Raw genomic sequence first — 17,450 nt, 5'->3', positions numbered from 1 at the left:
TAGTCATCGCAGGTTAAAGGACGAGATAAAACGGGGACGTGAAAATTTGCCCGGACACGTCCATTGTATGAAAGGACATGTCAGGGCGCGCCCGTACGAGGGTCGCGTTCGCGACGACTAGGTCGACGATATTCGTAACGCTGCGCAAGCACGAACGGCGCGAGATACGGGTCAAGCAAGCGAGCCATTTGCTAAGGAGACTACGTTAGTCTGACTGGCAAACGCTTCGCTGCATATAGTGCGGCGCCTCAAACTGAGGGACGAGGCATACCGGCGATAACGAAGTATCTTGACCACCAAACCGTGGCAAAAAAGGAGGGCTAGTGCCCTCCGTAATTTCATGGAACACCGAACCTCGCGTTATTTTGGGGGTGACTGACCTTGCTGAACCTTTTTCTCGGCGCTTTCAACATTTTGCGGATAGTTGGGATCATTCTGACCCGGTCGATAGCCGGAGTCTTCCAGCTTTTTCAAATCAGCATTCTTCTTCGCACGAGCCAGCTTTCGCTGGTGTTTGCGTTCTGCTTTCGCCGCGGCCTTGCTAGGAATCCCTTGATCAGACACTGAGGCATTGGACGGGTTTGCGTCCGAATTTTCTTGAGCGTACGCCCCTGGATTGCAGAACGAAGTAACAATGCAAACTATGAGGACAATTTTTAAATATCTCATTGGCAATTCTCCGGGATTTTCGATACACGAGCAGTGGATAGCAACGGTGGGCGGATACCTGCGACTCCAGGAATCGCATCAATCGCCTCGTTGCTTGATAGAAGTGCCTAACATCGCGGGTAGCGTGCGTCGCGTTAGAACAAGTGCCGGATACCGACTCGTACAGCGCTTTGTGTATTGGAGCTCGATGGCGAACCGAACGCAGCTTCAATCTGTGCTTTGTATGCGTAGTCGTGCCCAAGCACACCCACAATGTAAGCATCCGTTCTCTTTGAAAGGATGTAGTCCGCGCCCAGAATAAACGTATTGGCGCTGCCGAGGTCATTGTTCCGGAGTTGCAGTGTGTACCCCCCAGAGAGCGCCAGGTCCGGCCTGATGTAGTACTGCAATCCGGTCTCAATGGTAGTAGCTCGAGGTTTTGTCGCAGATGAAAGCTCAGCGCTAGCGACGTTGCCTACCACTCGCAACGCGCCCAGAGTGTAGCTTGCGCCCCCAGCCCACACCGTTTCGTTAGCGTCGTTTGTCTTGTTGTGCTGCGAGAAGTACGCCACTGAAGCGGCGAGACCACCGTGATTGTAATTAAGAATATAATTCTGAATGCTATCAGTACCGAGTGACCCAGGTTGATTTCCAAACGCATACATCGCGCCCGCGCTGAAACCACCCAGACTAGGCGATAAATACTTCACGGCGTTGTTGACCTGATCTCCCCAAACACGGTTGTCAAGAATGTAACCGCCCGATGCGTACGAAGAGAGCCCCCACCCAAGAAGTCCGGAGGGTGTAACTACAGCGTTCGAATAGAACGCAAAAGTTTCGCCAATAAAATCGAAGTCTCTCCCCATAGTGAGTTTTCCCCATGGACCTGAGAGACCGACGTATGCTTTTCTGTTGAAGATGGAGCCATTCTGAATCAGGGAGCCGTTTGAGAGCTGAAATCCGTTTTCCAGGTCAAAGATTGCGCTCGTGCCGCCGCCGAGGTCCTCGACGCCCTTCAAACCCCACTGCGTAGGTTGAGGTATGCCGTCCTGGAACTGTACGGCGCCGCCGTGAGCGGTCGAGCTGCCAGTATTATTTGTATAGGTTATCCCTGCATCCAGCACACCGTACAGGGTCACTGACGACTGAGCGTGAGCGTAGCTGCACATAGTTAAGGCAGCTGTTCCCGCAAGTATTGTACGTTTCATTTTTTCGCTGTCCTTCGCTTAATCCCACCTGATTTAAAAATATGACGAACGAACGTCCGACATGTCGAGCTCTGTCGGACGCGCGTTCGAATCTGGTAATAGCGTGCTGCCCTTGAGAAAGTGCGAATCACACTCATCACTCAAACAGACTTTATTGAAGGATTTTTTTCGCCAGCATCATCAATAGTGACGATTTCAGGTTCGCCATGAGGTGTGGGCAGGAACCGGCATGTCAGGGCACGACAGTGCTGTCGGATGAGAATTAAAGTGAAAACTGCTGACGTGGTTAGCAAAAAAACCGGGTGACTTTGGCCATAGCGTGCGTGCTCGATCTGCGCTGTCCTCGATCGCCGCCCGAGGCTGCCGCTCAAGTCCTACGGTACTGATGCCCGTAGACCGGCCCAATGCGGACACTCGCCTGAGCAATCTTCTGATTTGGCACGGTGCGGTTTCCACGACTGCTTGGGCTGGCAAGCAATTGTTATCGAGCAGTTCTCGTTGACGAGAGGTCGTTGAGTACGATCGTGAATTGGGCATCATTGCTGATGCAATCAGCTTTCAGAGTTCGCCGAGGGTAACGGTGATCGCGTTTGCGACATATAGCCCGGGGCCGAGTCCCGTTTTGTTCCGCGGATTTCGCGACGACGATATGTTGAAGGGACTTGTCATAGGCCCGTGCGTGAGTGAAGCGTCAACCGGGATTTAGTATGTGATCTCGATACACCGTTGAGCGCTGCAGCGGCTCGCGCTTGGCTTGATCGGAAATGCATATCGCCATGATGCCGGGCGTTGCGAAGCAGGTTCGAGACAGCTTCTACAAGACCAGTCTCCGTCGTCTCAGTTGGCAAGCCATCCTTGAAAACCCTGCAAATTTCCCTCAGAGCCGACCTCAAAGAATGGTGATCGTGGACGACAACCTCGATGCGCTTGAATCGACGAAGATGCTACTGGAACTCCACGGTCACGGGATAATTCTCCCGTTTGACGCGGACTTCTGCAACGTGAGCAGCGGATCGGTCCTTTCGCCGATCTAAATGCATGGCTGGTGACCCGGTGCCAATTGTTGTGGAGCAAGCGAAGCCTCCGGGCTATAGAGACCTGAGCGTTGCCGCCGTGTTCGAGCAAGAGCGCGCCCGTCTGATGCCAATGCCGACACGGTTTGACGCTTATGTTGAACGCGCGGTACAGGTGTCGTCGAGCTGTCTGGTGGTGGTTGGACGCAACCACTACTCGGTGCCATGCGAATCTGCAGGCCAGATGCTCAGCACGCGGCTCTGTCCTGGCCACGTCGTTGTGGTGGGCGATGACGCCATGGTGGCTGAACACGTGCGGCTGGTTGATGAAGGTCCGGTGCGATACTGCTAGCAGCATCACATCCCGCTGATCCAGCGCGAGCCCGCCGCACTGCGCACAGTGCGTCGTTCCTAGATATGCCCGAACCGCTGCAACGCCTGCGCCGAGCTCTGCTGCGCGAGACGGGTGACGACCGGGTGGTAGCGAAGGTTCTGGCGCCGGTACCGGAGAGTGCGGAGAGCCGTCTGGATGCCGGGCTGATTGCGGCCGAGATGGCACTGGAGCAGCCCGCCAGCATCGAGCATGGGGTGAAGGTTCTGCCGCGCATCCCAGTGTGAAGATGCCGACTAAGATCGATACGGCGTTGGAACTGGCAACACCCACTGGCCAATACGTCGCGCTATGACGGGCTGCATTCCGCACAGCAACTGAGGAAGTTAGCTCGTGTGTGATCTGATCGTCGAACTCAAACAGTTGCGGCTGGATGGCATGGCTGCCGGCTGGGCCGAACTGCTCGAACAGGGTGACGTCGAAGTGGTGTCTTCGCAGTGGCTGCTTGAACGGATGCTGTAGGCCAAGGGTGCCGATCGCGCCGTGTGTTCGGTCAGCCATCAGATGAACGCGGCGAACTTCCCGGTCCATCGCGATATGGCCGGCTTCGACTTCGGCGCTTCAGCGGCCGATCGCCAACTAGTCATGCAGCTGGCCGGCATGACGTTCACCGAGGGCGCGCACAACCTGTTCTGGTCGGAGGACCGGGCTCGGGCAATACGCATCCGGCGACCACCATCGGCGTGTCCGGCCGAATAACACCGTGATGGCCTTGATCGACGACCAGAAGCGGGTGCTGTACTGCAAGCGGCAGACCAATGACCTGGAGCTGATTGCGGCGGCGCTGGTACCTTATCGGACTGAACTATAGGGAGTAGTGTTTGCATGATGCGATTGGCAGATCGCCGCCGCATGCACCCCGACCTTCACAAAAGGGTGCGCCCGTTCAGTAAAGTTTGGTGGTCATCCGACGCGAAAGTAACGAAATGAAGGCCGTCTACAAGATCAAACCTGCTAGGCGTGATCTCATCGAGCATCGCGGTGCTGTATTCGGCGGCCGCCGAGCCAGTATCTAAGTTAGAGATCCTAATTCGCCTTCGATAGCCCGGTGCTAACGCGCAACTCGGCAACCTTGACATCGAGAAGCCCGGGATCAACGCCGCGCCGAACTGCGTCGATGACGGATTGAAGTTCCGCGAACATGGCACGAACAAAATCGGTGGTCTTCTTGCTGTCGCCGTGCAAGATCGTCTCGAGCAGCGCAATATGCGTGTCCACGGCCCGCTTCAGCGAAGACGAACCGGCTACGTAGGTAACATGCAGCCACCCGATGCGTCGATACAATGTCTGGAGCGGAGCTAAGGTGTTCTGAAGAAACAGCTCTCCGGAAGCCTTGACGATCGCTTCATTTAGCAGCCGATCGACGATATTGAAGCTGTCGATACTGAGATTTTCTCCGGCGTCTTTAAGATCGCGAATGAACCTAAGGAACATCTTTTGATCCTGAAGTGAGGCGCGTTCTGTCGCGAGCTTGCACGCGAAAACCTCCATCTCCGTACGCAATTCCAAAAGTGTGCGCTCCCGCGCGAGATCGACCGGAGCAATCGTCAGCCCTACGCGCGGACTGACGATGATTAACTGATTGACGGCTAGACGTTTGACCGCATCGTGGACTGGCGTGCGGCCGAACCCCGATATCTCCTCGAGCCTTTGCAAGGTAAGTCTCGAGCCCGGTGCGAGTCGCGTCGCAACGATCATTCCCTCTAGTCGATCGTATGCCGCTTCTGCAAGGCTTCCTCCTGACTCATTTGAGCGCTTTACCTCTGACAATTTAAATCCCGCCTTTTCGATCAAAGCTACCTAATTATCTGTCTGGCCGGGCAGAGTAAACCCCAGTGACTCCAGCCTTTACAGGTCAAAATTGCGTCTGTATTCTTCTCTGAAATTTCAGCTATAACATCTGAAATTTCAACGGAGACGATTGATATGTTAATTCTAACTGAGACGGCAAAGTCGCACCCGCCAAAGGGGCGTCGGCGCTGGTTAATTGGTTACCTGCTGGGTCTCGGTGTACTGGTCAACTATTTCGATCGCGTCAATCTGACCGTAGCCGGGACGACGATTGCCCATGAGTTTGGTTTTGGCCCCGGGGGACTCGGTATCTTGTTTAGTGCCTTTGGTCTGACCTATGGAATTTTGCAAATTCCGGCTGGTCTCTTGCTTGATCGGCTTGGGGTTACGCGAGTGATGCGGTGGAGCACGTTCCTGTGGGGCGTGGCGTCGATGATCACCGCGTTCTCCCTGGGAATGAAAACCCTCTTTTTGTCGAGGTTATTGCTGGGCGTAGCTGAAGCACCTGGATTCCCAGCGAACTCCAAAGCGACAGGATACTGGTTTCCCCGGACAGAGCGAGGACTCGCAACGGCCTTATTTGACGGGGCGGCTAAATTTTCCAATGTCATTGGCGTACCAGTGATCGCATTGTTGCTCGTCCATTTAGGATGGCGCGCCGCTTTTCTAGTAACTACCGCAATCAGCGTTGCGTATTTTTTGCTATTCAGAATTATGTATCGCGACCCGAGTCAGGACAAAAAATTGTCGGCGGAGGAGTACGCGTATATCAGGAGCGGCGGCGCGGCGATTGAAGGCGAAGCCGCAGCAGATACTTCGCACCTTTTCAGCTATCTCGTGAGGAATCGCAAGGTCTGGGGTCTATCAATCGGTTTTGCCGCCTATGGCTATGCGTTTGCGCTCTTCATCTTCTGGTTGCCTGGCTACCTGGTCACGGAAATGGGAATGGGCATTCTCAAATCGGCAACGTTCACAACCATCCCTTGGGTCTTTGCGACGATCTCCGATCTGCTCATCGGAGGATGGCTTATCGACCATCTCATCAAAAGAGGTTTCGACGAATCGAAAGTGCGCAAATCCATCATCGTGATAGGAATGCTGTTTGGACTTGCAGTGGTGGGCGCCGGGTTCACTCGTGATCCCGACTGGGCGATCGTCTGGATAACCATTTCCCTTTCCGGTCTCGCGGCAGCCGCACCCGCTGGTTGGGCCGTCCCGTCTCTCATAGCCCCAAAAGGGGGAGCGGGGACCATCGGCGGCATCATGAACTTTGTTAACAGCATGACGGGAATTGCGGCGCCGGTTATCACCGGTTTTATCGTGGGCGCGACGCAGTCTTTCAGCCGGGCCTTCATGCTTGCAGGTGTCATGCTCGCTGTTGGCATCGTTTCGTACGTATTCGTGCTCGGACGAATCGAGCCGATTCCTGAGCCTGACGGATCGAGTCCACTCGCCGAGAATCTAGCAAAGGAACCATCATGAAGATCACTGACGCAAGAGTTATTGTCTGCTCACCCGGCCGCAATTTCGTTACCCTGAAAATTGAAACCGACGGGGGCATCTACGGTGTCGGCGATGCCACGGTCAACGGACGGGAACTCGCCGTTGCTTCCTATCTCCGGGACCACCTCGTGCCATGCTTGATTGGGCGAGATGCGTCGCAGATTGAAGATACGTGGCAGTATTTTTATAAAGGGGCCTATTGGCGGCGAGGCCCGATCGCGATGGCCGCAATTGCCGCCATTGATGTGGCGCTGTGGGACATTAAAGCAAAAGCGGCCAATATGCCACTTTATCAATTGCTCGGGGGAGCCAGCCGGACGCAAATGCTGACGTATTCGCATGCGAGTGGCGAATCGATCGAGGAAGCCGCGGACAACGTGGCTGCACTCGTGCAAAAAGGGTTCAAGGCGATAAGAGTTCAGAGCGCAATTCCCGGGATGCCTGTCACCTATGGGGTCCACACAGCCGGCGACGCGCCGCAAGCGGAAGAAAGACCGCGCGAAACAGTCTGGGACACGCCGAGCTATTTGCGCCATCTTCCAAAGCTGCTCGATCACCTGCGCGATCGCTTCGGTTTTGAGTTGCACCTTCTACACGACGTTCATCACCGGCTAACACCGCGAGAAGCTGCCGCGCTCGCGAAATCCGTAGAGCGACACCAACTCTTTTGGCTGGAAGATGCTGTTCCCGCCGAAAACCAGGAATCGTATCGGTTGATCCGTCAACATTCGACGACACCGCTTGCGCTCGGGGAAGTCTTCAACAGCATCCATGATTGCCGGCAACTGCTTGAAGAGCAACTTATAGATTACATCCGCACGACGCCGGTTCATGCTGGCGGTCTTACGCATGTACGTCGCATTGCCGACCTTGCAAATCTGTACCACGTCAGAACCGCATGTCACGGTGCCGCAGATATGTCGCCGATCACCATGGGCGCAGCGTTGCATTTTGGTCGATGGGTCCCGAATTTCGGAATTCAAGAGTACGCCTTTCATCCGCCTGAATGTCAAAGCGTGTTCCCTCATGAGTGGTCGCTCACAAACGGATATCTCTTGAGTGGTGAGAAACCTGGGCATGGGGTCGATATCGACGAGGCCGCCGCCGCGAAGTACCCGTATAAGCGCGCTTATCTGGACGTTGCCCGCCTATCCGATGGAACGATGTGGAGTTGGTAACCATGCAGAAACACTGCCATTTACGGATACCCGCTGACGAGCAATAAAACTTTCCAACTGGAAAGATTCTGATGGATATGGCGCAGGCACCTGCTCGGCGATTCAAAACACTAGCTCTCGGACCTAAGGACATCAAGTCCCCGGTGTCTTAGGAATAAGAAGCAGTGGATCATTAGCCAAACTAGCCAGCGGCTCTACATTGACTGTTCGCCGAGAGGCGAATCTGATTATCGATCTTAGGCCAATATTATGATTCGTACTACTATATACTTTAGAATAGCATTGCTGATGCTGACTCCTTGCGTCACCTCTCACGCCGTTGCTCAAACTAGTGTGACCTTGTATGGAAGTCTCGACGACGGTCTGGTCTATGTAAACAACCAGTCCTCGCTCGGATCAACCGCTGGTGGCAAATCGGTGAACAAATTCGTGAACGGTATCTTAACTGGAAGCAAATTCGGTTTGATAGGCCAAGAAGATCTTGGCGGGGGGACAAAAGCGATCTTCCGGCTGGAATCCGGATTTAATATCGATACGGGAAGCGCGCAGTTCGCGAATGAATTATTTGGCTACGTGGCGGATGTTGGCATCACAAACAACATACTTGGAACGGTTACCGCAGGTCGGCAGTATACGCCTTACTGGGTATTGCTCTCGCCATACAGCCCAACTTTCTGGTTGACCGGTTTCACTGGCGCACATCCGGGCGATGTTGATTCAATGGACAACAATTACCGGATGAACAACTCGCTGGTCTATACCTCCCCCTCAATCTATGGGTTCACGATGAGCGGCGCGTATGCCTTAGGAGGAGTGGCAGGCAGCATCAATACCGGTTCAACGTGGAGCCTCGCATTGCAGTACCTTAATGGTCCGTTTGGGCTCGCCGCCGCTGTGCTACGAATAAACAATTCGAACACGGGTGGCGGAGATTGGGGCGCCGCATCGACGACCAATAGCAATGGCCAGATAGGTGTGTCGGCGATCACTAACGGCTACCAGACCGCAGCAGCTCAACAGCGCTTAGCGGTCACAGGAGGTTACGAATTTACACAAAATCTCGGCATTTCAATGCAATACACAAACGTGCAATATGTTCCAGGTGTCAACTCGAAGTTCAGAGACGAGGCAATCTTCAACACTGTTGGCGCGGTCCTGCACTATCTGGTGACGCCATCAATCCTTCTCGCCACTGGCTATAGCTACACGCGAGCAACAAAGGCCAATGGCATTGACGCCCCGGCACAATACCATCAGTTCAGCCTCCGCGAGAGTTACAGTCTATCTAAGAGCACTTTGTTCTACGCTCTACAGGGAATTCAGGTGGCTCAGGGTAAAACGCTTGGTACCCCTGGCTCAGGAAGCGTGATCGATGCAACCGCCACGGTCGGCGATGGATTCAACGGCGCGCCATCTTCGTCGAACAGGCAGTTCGCCATAGTGTTTGGCATTAATCATAAATTCTAATGCTTTCGAGAGATCTGCTCTCGACGGCGCTTTGGGGCGAACAGTCTCATTTAGTTAGAAACTCTAACAAAATTATTAGAAAAGGTTATTAAACAAAATGGAGTCTAAGAAAATGGCTGAGACACTGGGTGTGGCAATCATTGGCGCAGGGATGATGGGTGCGGTTCATTCCAGAGCGGCCCGGCTCGCTGGCGCCACGTTGAAGGGCATCGCAGCATCGAGCCCACAGAGCGCCAGAGAGGCCGCGGCGCATCTGGGTATCGAGCGGGCGTATTCAAACGCGGACGAAGCAATCGCCGACCCCGCCGTCGAGGTCATTCATATCTGCACGCCCAATTCCACGCATTTTCCGATCGCCTTGACAGCACTGGCCGCCGGCAAGCATGTGGTGTGCGAAAAGCCTCTTGCAACCAGTCTCTCCGATGCGAAGTCGCTCGCGTTGGCAGCGCAATCGGCGGGCCGCGTCGCTGCGGTCCCGTTCGTTTACCGCTATCACCCAATGGTGAGAGAGGCGCGCTCCCTCGTGCAGGACGGTACCGTAGGGGCGCTTCAACTTATCCACGGCAGCTATCTGCAGGACTGGCTGCTCGGACCGGACGACACGAACTGGCGCGTGGACGCCGCACTGGGCGGCCCATCGCGGGCGTTCGCAGACATCGGGTCGCACTGGTGCGACCTAATCGAATGGATCAGCGGCGAACGATTCGAGGCCGTAGTCGCAACACTCCAGACGACCATGCCCGACCGTCCGGCGGGCACGGTCGGGACGTTCTCGACTCCAGCTCCGGGGGCTTCCTTAGAAAGGCAAGCGGTGGCGACCGAGGACGTTGCCGGTGCATTGTTGCGGACCACGACCGGGGTGCTGACAACGCTGACCGTGAGTCAGGTGTCGGCCGGCCGAAAGAATCGGCTGTGGTTCGAACTCGATGGTGCCCGTGCCAGCCTCGTATTCGACCAGGAGGAGCCGGAACGACTGTGGCTGGGCGAACGAGATTCGACCCGGCTCCTAGTGCGTGACCCATCACGCGGCAGTGCCGAACAACGACGTCTTGCCACCCTGCCAGCGGGCCATGCCCAGGGCTATGCCCAGTGCTTCGAAGCGTTTGTCGCCGACACCTACGCGGTGATTCGCGGTGACGCGCGTGAAGGCTTGCCGACGTTCGAAGACGGGTATCGCTCGGCTCAGATCATTGACGCGGTGCTTCGTTCGTCCAAAAAGCAAGCATGGGAGCAAATCCAGTAGCGGTTCACATTGGACATCCTTTAAAAAACTGCCCCCATGCGGAACAACAGGAGACGAAATTGAAAGTTCGAACATTTCACAAGTCGACAACCAACATCGCGGACTTGGCACTCACGCTGTCGGCTTGGACACCCGCACAGGCGGCCGAAACCGAGATCTTGCTGAAAATTTTGTCCAATCCGTACCGGGACGCCATGCGCGATGGCATCGTGTTGCCGCCAGTGACGTCCAAGATAGTGCAGCCGGAGGCAGTCGGCCGAATGCGCAGCGGGCTGATGGAAAGGAGCTGAACGATGCTACGTCACATATCGCACTTCGCCGGCATCGCGGACGTGCATCGCGAACTTAAATGGACCGAGTATCGCGGGTGGACGGCGTTGTCTATGCGTCAGTGCGAGCTCGAACTGACAATTGTTCCTGCACTTGGTGGGCGGCTGATGAGTATCCGGCATAAGGACGTCGACCTTGCGTATGTCAACGAGTCCCTTGCAGGACACGTGCCAAACTGGAGCGGCGCGCAATGGCGAACGCTTTGCGGAGAACGGGATTTTCCGCTGTGGGGCGGGGGCAAGACCTGGGTGGCGCCTGAGGCCGACTGGCCCGGTGGCGCGCCTCAGCGCTATCTGGATAGCGGGCCCTACGAAGTCTTGAGTACCTGGTTCGAATCCAGGTCCATGGGCATCGAACTGTTAAGCGCAGTCTGTAGGCAGAGCGGCTTGCAGATCCGCCGTCGCATTGTCCTGTCAGCGGGCGATGGTGCATGGACGACATCTCACGAACTTTGTAACCGCGGCGAGCTGGAGCGGCAATGCGGGATCTGGGATGTCCTGATGTTGCGGCGGCCGGGGAAGGTCGAGGTCACTATCGAGGGCGAAGCAGACTGGCGCGAATCGGTGGTCCCATTCCCTGCAAAAGGCCTCTTGGGCGACATACGTGAATCAGCATTTGTGACGGGTTCGACCAGACTTGTCACTACGCAATGCGTTGAAGCAGTTGAGTTCAAGCTGGGCGTAAAGAATTCGGCGGGCGTCATCCATGTCGAACTCGATCTGCCGGAGGGCAAGCGTATGTTGCGCAGGAGCTTCCCCGTTATCGCTGACGCGAGGTATGCTCACGGCACGCCGCTCGAAGTGTTTAACTCCCCTACGCTGCCCTACTTCGAGATCGAGTCGCACGGGCCACTGGTCGTCTTGCAGACTGGCGAATCGACAACGCTTAGTGTGAAGGAGGCCGTGGGCAGCGATGCTGCCCAAATTCCTTGAATGATCGCCAGGTCTCAAACGGTCCGTCGCTGCTCATGCGGCTTGCTCAAGCCGAATTTCGCGCATCATGTTTTTTGTGCGATATGGGCGGAACCCTGCTCAACTCACATACACCCGTGATCCGGGTGTATGTGGACTGGGCGCTTCTATCAGGCCTTGATCCAGATAGGGTTCTGAGCGGATGTCAGGGCCGACGCGTGATCGATACGGTTCGTGTGTTTGCATTGCCCGGAACGCACATCGATGCAGATACAGTGGCGTTAAAACAATTCGAGCTCGACGACGTGAAGGGCATTGTCGGGAATCCCGAGCGCTGGTGATTTGCTAACACCTCTTCCGAACGGCTTCTAGTAAAAATAGGCAGATTGAATATGACTATTTTTCTACATGAGGATACCTTATCGATTGAAATAATAGAAGCTCAGGCGGTAGATGCAGCAGATGCGAACGGATTGTCGCAATGGCGCGTGGAGAAGTCGTGCTCGACCTCTCGGTGGCGCAGACGTCCGTAGAAGAAGTGATCGAGATGCTTTGACCGGTACATAAATGAGAGGTAAATCGATGGGACAGTTCGACGGCAAGGTGGCTGTAGTCACCGGTGGTACACAAGGGCTCGGAGCGGCGATCGCGGCGCTGTTCGTTGAGCGTGGCGCGAGGGGCGCGATTATTTGCGGACGCTCGCAGGAGAAGGGCAAAGCGAAGGCGCAAGAGTTGAACGAGTCGGGTGGCACGGATGTACATTACGTACAGGCGGATCTTTCGCAAGTCGACGATTGCCGGGCGGTGATTGCAGCGACGGACGCGCGGTTCGGCCGTATCGATGTGCTGGTCAATGCGGCGGCCATCACCGACCGCGGCACGATCCTCGATACGGACCCTACGCTTTTCGATCGTATGTTCGCGACCAACGTTCGCGCGCCATTCTTCCTGATGCAGGAGACCATTCGCATCATGAGGCGCGAGAGCATTGAAGGTTCGATCGTCAACATCTGCTCGATGTCCGCCATGGCGGGGCAACCGTTCATTGCGGCATATTGTGCGACAAAGGGAGCGCTGGCCACGCTCACGCAGAACACGGGTTACGCGCTGCTTCGTAACCGGATCCGGGTGAATGGCCTGAATCTCGGCTGGATGGCGTCCGATGGCGAGGATCGTATCCAGCGGGAACATCACGGCGCGTCTGACGACTGGCTGATCCAGGCGAGCGTTGCGCAACCATTTGGACGGTTGATCGATCCGGCGGAAGCGGCACGCGCGGTGGCGTTTTTAGCGAGCGGAGAGTCAGGCCTGATGACAGGATCGATGGTGAATTATGATCAGTCGGTGTGGGGTGCATTCGACAACGCGCCGCATCCGGGGGCGGCGCTTTAGAGCCTGCGGCGCGGGTCCGCGCGTTCATCATGGGCATCGCACAGATCAAACCTTAGTCGGCTTTTTCCCGTGCCATCAAAAGAGGATCGACGGCCCACATTTCGCTTGCGCGGAATCGCGGCCGCGCAAGCGTCAGCCACTCCGCAATAGGTGTAAGGCCTACTGCAAGTAGCGATGAATTGTCGACCAACTCGAAGGCGAACGGTTCATCGTCTTCTGGATGGCGAACGACCTGAACGATGTGCGTAATCCCGCGCGATTCGGATGGTTGGCCGCTCAAGCATGCTTTTCCGTCTTTGGTCGCGCATCGCGGATGACTGCTCGCTGTGATCCCGAGCCCCGAAATTGAACCCTGTCCTGCTTTTCAATCTTGTGAATGATCCGATCCGACCACGGTTGCAAAGTAAGCATGTCATCACGCCAAGCACTGCACGGTCGGCTGCATCGTTCTTCGCTTACAGGACTTGCGTGAGAGGCAACACAGTCCGTCCCGGGCAACCGATGACCGGCCGGTATGACTTTGCAACCTCATCCGTTTATCTAGCTCGATGCAGACCGGGTTCGCCAGGCAGCAGTCTTATGTTTGGACCGCTTTTCAATTAACTTTCTACTTGACGGCGGACTGGCTCCGTCTACTTTGATATGGATATCACCTTAGACCTTCAGCAGATCGAACAACAGGAAAAGCTGCTCGTCGTACCACGCTTTGACGCGGATTTCGGCTGGCGGATCGGAACGCATCTGCACGAACTCGCAGAGGCTCGCGGACTGGCGATTGCGATCGATGTACGTACGTTCGGTCATGCAATTTTCTTCAGTGCGCTCGCAGGAGCGACTCCGGACAATGCGGACTGGGTGCGCCGAAAAAGTAAAATCGTGGCGCAGTTCCGATGCAGCTCATACGCGGTTGGCCTGCGTCTAGCGCAGTCTGCTTCGACGCTCGCCGACAAGTTTGGCTTGTCGAACGCCGACTATGCTGCACATGGCGGTAGTTTTCCCTTGATCGTGCCAGGAGTTGGCGTAATTGGTTCGATCACTGTGTCTGGCTTACCGCAGCGCGAAGATCACGAATTGACCGTCGAGGCGATGTGCGCGTTGCTTGGCCACGACTACGCAAATCTCAGGCTGCCGCATGAGGAAAGCGAGTAATAGCGTGCGTTCGGCCTTTTGCATGCCTTTCATGTCTTTAATCTGCGGCTTGGGATAACTTTTCCGCCACGACTTCTAGTGGCTGCAAAGTCCTCTGAGAAGTCGACGTCCTAGCAGACAAGCGAGGCTCAGTTGCAAAAGCTCATTCTCATGCCCAGTTCCAACATTCATTTGCACATCGGTGGTCGATTACGAAAATCACGCTAGACCGGGCGGCGCTGCACCGCGCCATGACGATGGCGATTCTCGCTGATGTCGATATTTCGCTCTCGCCCAGATCGAGAACGCGAGGAAGTGGGCGTGGTGGTGTTCCGTTCGACCAGTCCCTGCTTGTTTTTGCAGCGGTGCGAATTTCTGAGAGTGAGGGGAATATTGACCCTGAGGGGATTGGGAGCTGTTTCATCGGGGCCCGGATGCGTCGAACGCTCCCTCAAGCTAAGTCGTCCGGTCTTCGTCTTGGTTCCCCAAGGTTGAGACAGCATGTGCGCGAGTGTGTGACGCGCTAATCTCATGTACAAATTTATCAGGGATCGATAACGGCCGCGCATGCGTCGGTGGGCGCTGCGGCCACATGTCCCACCAGCGGCACAATCTTGATTCCTGTCGACGCTACGCGGCACGGAGCTGCGGCCAGACCACAACCGCCAAGCGTCACCCACAGAATCGTGCAGAGCACCATCCAAGCACATGTCTTCACTTTCAACCTCCGTATGATCGCGCGGAATCTCCCGCGCGCGTCACCCCGTCTCCGGATGGAGGACGGGTCCTACCATAGATACCCTCTCCGGCGAGTTGCCATACCAGATTAGAATTCGCGTCGGTTGTCGCGGCAACGCCGTCTGTCGCTTTAAGAAACTCTCTTGCTCTCATTCGCGATGCGACGAGCTGGCGCACACGAGAAACCGCTCGCTCCGTCAGGATGCCCTACTGACCCACCGGTTACGCCGCGGGACCTTATGACGCGCAAGCTGCTTGCACTCCGCCCGGCTTTTGATGTGACCATGCATCGCGCGAGTTATTCCATCGATTCACTCCTCGCGTTGCTTCCCCATAGCCGAATGCGTCGCCACGGCGATATCGCTCGCTACCGATGCGAGGGCTCGGCTGTGTGCTTTGACCAGGGCGTCGTAACCAGGGCCGCCTGCGCTCTCGTGTACAACACTGCGTCCGCTAACGTTCTCACCACCCTTCGGCGAACGCACCGACCAGATAACCGCCAGCGTTACTGCGCCGTTCGTTGACGAATCGAAGACCTGCACGTCGATGGAAATGCGGTAGGCGTTGTCGTCCACACGCTGCGGGTAGGTGGACACGATCGCTCCCGGAATGAACCGCCCAAGATCCGCAGCCAGCACGCTTGGAATCTGCTTCTTCAACGGCTCTGCCCAGCGAGCGAACTCATCGATAGACACGCGGTTCGCGTCCAGCTTAGTCACTATCTGCGATCGATCGACCAGTTCGGGAACCGTAACGGGATCGATCGCGATCGTGATCGTGACCGGATGGCTGCCAGACGATTGTTCGACGGATTGTTCGACGGCCTGAACAGGACTCAGCGTGTAGAACTTCGATGCCGGCGACGTTGCGCACCCCGCGAACAAAGTCAGCAAGATCGCGGTCCATAGGAACCGTGGATATCGGCTCATTGCTTGTCCCCGGTCTTGCCGCGGAGCAGCGCTTCCGGATGGCGTTCGAGATACTCTGCAAGCGAGCGGAACGAAGCCGCGGTCCGTGACAGCTCGCGCATTGTTTCAGCGGTGCTTTGCTGCAATGGCGAGTCGCTTTGCAACGCGCGATTCGCCGACGTGAGCGCCTCGCGAGCAGCGGCCAGCGTAGTTTTCGCCTCGGGCGCCACGTCCGTATTAATTGTTTTCATCAGCGTGTCGGCGTCACCCAGCGTTTTGCGCAGGTCCTGGCTGATTCCCTCGAACGGAATCTTGTTCAGCTTGGCGACGAGACTGGTGATCGAGTCTTGCAGGCCTTGCAGATTGCCTGGCACCGTCGGCAGTTGGGGCGTCCCTTTACTCCAGTCAACAGTCGCTTTGGGTGCGGCGGGGAAGAAATCGATCGCAATATACAGTTGTCCAGTCAAGAGACTCGCGGTCCTCAGCTGCGCCCGCAGCCCTTTCGATACCAGGTCTTCCGTAATCGCTTTTCGTTCCGCCGAGGTACTCGCACTACTGGCTCCCGAGTCGTCGCTCGCGACCAGCCGCTCGGGAAAAATGCTCACCTCGACGGGGATACTAAATTCCCTTTTTGCCGGATCAAAGTGCGTGTGGATCGCCGATACCTCACCAATGACTATTCCGCGGAAGTCGATGGGTGCACCAACGGTCAACCCGCGTACAGACTCCTTGAAGTCCAGCACGTATTTATCGACGATGGTGTCATGCAGCTTCATTGCTTCGGCTCGATCGACAAAAAGTTCGTACTGGTGCCGCGCTTCTGCTTCAGCCTTGCTGGTCGTCTCAGGCGGGTTCTCGAATGCCAGGCCGCCAATCAGGATTGATACCAATGATTCGGTATTGAGCTTTACGCCGGTCGTATCCAGAGTCACATCAACGCCGCTTGCGTGCCAGAAGCGCGTGTCATTCGTTACGTACTTGTCATAAGGCGCATTGATAAAAACGTGCAAGGTCATTCCCGCGCCATCGGGGTCAAGCGCATACGAGACGATTTGACCGACCTGAAGCCGCCGGAAGAATACGGGCGAACCTATATCGAGGGAACCGATGTTGCCGCTCTTAAGCACGAACTCTCGCCCTGGTGCGCCCGATGACAGGACCGGCGGTGACTCGAGGCCGACGAAATCGCGTCGCGCATTCTGCGCTGTACCGACGTCCATTCCGATGTGAGAGCCGGACAATAATGTCCCTATGCCCGACACCGTGCCGCCGGAGATCCGCGGTCGAACGACCCAGAATCGAGTGTCGTCAACGAGCATGCTGGAAGCGCTGCGGGACATCTCAGCGCTGGCGAGCACGGTCTTGTGATCGTCGGAAAGTTCGACACTCTTGATCGTGCCGATATCGACGTTCTTGAACTTGATCTTGGTCTTGCCGGCCTCGATCCCTTCGCCGGTGGAAAAGCTGATAGTGATGGTCGGGCCTTTTTGCATAATGGCCTGCGCGGCCAGCCATCCGGCAATCAGGACGGCGACAAGCGGCACCAACCATACAAGCTGCATGCGCCACTTCGACCGCTTGACAGCAACTGCTGTCGGAAT

General features: G+C 56.1%; 18 protein-coding genes and 1 pseudogene. 13 read left to right on the top strand and 6 right to left on the bottom strand.

Features of this window, described 5'->3' with window-relative positions; genetic code table 11:
* Positions 1 to 360 precede the first annotated feature (360 nt).
* Positions 361 to 669 carry a DUF4148 domain-containing protein gene (locus ACSOSP_RS18685; RefSeq protein WP_455308774.1) on the bottom strand — a complete coding sequence of 103 codons (309 nt, stop codon included), beginning with the start codon at positions 667 to 669 and terminating at the stop codon, positions 361 to 363.
* 134 nt (positions 670 to 803) lie between these two features.
* The gene (locus ACSOSP_RS18680; RefSeq protein WP_455308773.1) at positions 804 to 1,856 is read right to left on the bottom strand and encodes a porin; all 1,053 of its coding nucleotides are present in this window, start codon (positions 1,854 to 1,856) and stop codon (positions 804 to 806) included.
* Between the two features lie 764 nt (positions 1,857 to 2,620).
* Between ACSOSP_RS18680 and ACSOSP_RS18675 the strand changes: the two genes are divergently transcribed.
* From ACSOSP_RS18675 to ACSOSP_RS18660, 4 genes and pseudogenes are all read left to right on the top strand, one after another.
* Positions 2,621 to 2,890: a hypothetical protein gene (locus ACSOSP_RS18675; RefSeq protein WP_455308772.1), complete on the top strand. Its 270-nt coding sequence runs from the start codon at positions 2,621 to 2,623 to the stop codon at positions 2,888 to 2,890.
* A gap of 4 nt (positions 2,891 to 2,894) precedes the next feature.
* Positions 2,895 to 3,221 carry a Mu transposase domain-containing protein gene (locus ACSOSP_RS18670; protein WP_455308771.1) on the top strand — a complete coding sequence of 109 codons (327 nt, stop codon included), beginning with the start codon at positions 2,895 to 2,897 and terminating at the stop codon, positions 3,219 to 3,221.
* A gap of 65 nt (positions 3,222 to 3,286) precedes the next feature.
* Complete coding sequence (locus ACSOSP_RS18665) at positions 3,287 to 3,487, top strand: hypothetical protein (RefSeq protein ID WP_455308770.1); 201 nt, start codon at positions 3,287 to 3,289, stop codon at positions 3,485 to 3,487.
* Positions 3,488 to 3,593: 106 nt separating this feature from the next.
* Positions 3,594 to 3,952: pseudogene (locus ACSOSP_RS18660) on the top strand (ATP-binding protein); the annotation flags it as partial.
* 334 nt (positions 3,953 to 4,286) lie between these two features.
* Here the strand turns inward: ACSOSP_RS18660 and ACSOSP_RS18655 are convergent.
* On the bottom strand, positions 4,287 to 5,030 hold the full coding sequence (locus ACSOSP_RS18655; RefSeq protein WP_455308769.1) for a GntR family transcriptional regulator: 744 nt from the start codon (positions 5,028 to 5,030) through the stop codon (positions 4,287 to 4,289).
* Positions 5,031 to 5,186: 156 nt separating this feature from the next.
* On the opposite strand from ACSOSP_RS18655, the gene ACSOSP_RS18650 reads away from it, so the two are divergent.
* The 9 genes from ACSOSP_RS18650 to ACSOSP_RS18610 all read left to right on the top strand — a co-directional run bounded on the left by ACSOSP_RS18650 (position 5,187) and on the right by ACSOSP_RS18610 (position 14,224).
* Positions 5,187 to 6,533, top strand: coding sequence for an MFS transporter (locus ACSOSP_RS18650; RefSeq protein WP_455308768.1), 1,347 nt, complete (start codon positions 5,187 to 5,189; stop codon positions 6,531 to 6,533).
* Positions 6,530 to 7,732: a D-mannonate dehydratase ManD gene (manD, locus tag ACSOSP_RS18645; RefSeq protein ID WP_455308767.1), complete on the top strand. Its 1,203-nt coding sequence runs from the start codon at positions 6,530 to 6,532 to the stop codon at positions 7,730 to 7,732. Before ACSOSP_RS18650 ends, manD begins: the two co-directional genes overlap by 4 nt.
* 288 nt (positions 7,733 to 8,020) lie before the next feature.
* A complete protein-coding gene (locus ACSOSP_RS18640; protein ID WP_455311035.1) occupies positions 8,021 to 9,199 on the top strand; it encodes a porin in 1,179 nt (392 codons plus the stop codon).
* A 112-nt stretch (positions 9,200 to 9,311) separates the two neighbouring features.
* Positions 9,312 to 10,442 (top strand): Gfo/Idh/MocA family protein, encoded by a 1,131-nt coding sequence (locus ACSOSP_RS18635; protein ID WP_455308766.1) that lies wholly within the window; start codon positions 9,312 to 9,314, stop codon positions 10,440 to 10,442.
* A gap of 59 nt (positions 10,443 to 10,501) precedes the next feature.
* Positions 10,502 to 10,732 (top strand): hypothetical protein, encoded by a 231-nt coding sequence (locus ACSOSP_RS18630; RefSeq protein WP_455308765.1) that lies wholly within the window; start codon positions 10,502 to 10,504, stop codon positions 10,730 to 10,732.
* A 3-nt stretch (positions 10,733 to 10,735) separates the two neighbouring features.
* Positions 10,736 to 11,704, top strand: coding sequence for a hypothetical protein (locus tag ACSOSP_RS18625; protein WP_455308764.1), 969 nt, complete (start codon positions 10,736 to 10,738; stop codon positions 11,702 to 11,704).
* Entirely contained in the window at positions 11,701 to 12,024 is a 324-nt protein-coding gene (locus ACSOSP_RS18620) for a hypothetical protein (RefSeq protein ID WP_455308763.1), read from the top strand. Before ACSOSP_RS18625 ends, ACSOSP_RS18620 begins: the two co-directional genes overlap by 4 nt.
* Positions 12,025 to 12,265: 241 nt before the next feature.
* Entirely contained in the window at positions 12,266 to 13,075 is an 810-nt protein-coding gene (locus ACSOSP_RS18615) for an SDR family oxidoreductase (RefSeq protein ID WP_455308762.1), read from the top strand.
* 642 nt (positions 13,076 to 13,717) lie between these two features.
* Positions 13,718 to 14,224: a heme-degrading domain-containing protein gene (locus tag ACSOSP_RS18610; protein ID WP_455308761.1), complete on the top strand. Its 507-nt coding sequence runs from the start codon at positions 13,718 to 13,720 to the stop codon at positions 14,222 to 14,224.
* A gap of 523 nt (positions 14,225 to 14,747) precedes the next feature.
* On the opposite strand, the gene ACSOSP_RS18605 is transcribed toward ACSOSP_RS18610, so the two are convergent.
* From ACSOSP_RS18605 to ACSOSP_RS18595, 3 genes are all read right to left on the bottom strand, one after another.
* Positions 14,748 to 14,903, bottom strand: coding sequence for a DUF6726 family protein (locus ACSOSP_RS18605; RefSeq protein WP_455311034.1), 156 nt, complete (start codon positions 14,901 to 14,903; stop codon positions 14,748 to 14,750).
* Between the two features lie 349 nt (positions 14,904 to 15,252).
* Entirely contained in the window at positions 15,253 to 15,870 is a 618-nt protein-coding gene (locus tag ACSOSP_RS18600; RefSeq protein WP_455308760.1) for a PqiC family protein, read from the bottom strand.
* On the bottom strand, positions 15,867 to 17,411 hold the full coding sequence (locus ACSOSP_RS18595; RefSeq protein ID WP_455311033.1) for a PqiB family protein: 1,545 nt from the start codon (positions 17,409 to 17,411) through the stop codon (positions 15,867 to 15,869). Before ACSOSP_RS18595 ends, ACSOSP_RS18600 begins: the two co-directional genes overlap by 4 nt.
* Positions 17,412 to 17,450 lie beyond the last annotated feature (39 nt).

The organism is Caballeronia sp. KNU42, assembly GCF_053760385.1.
This window is presented reverse-complemented; position numbering and strand designations above follow the sequence as displayed.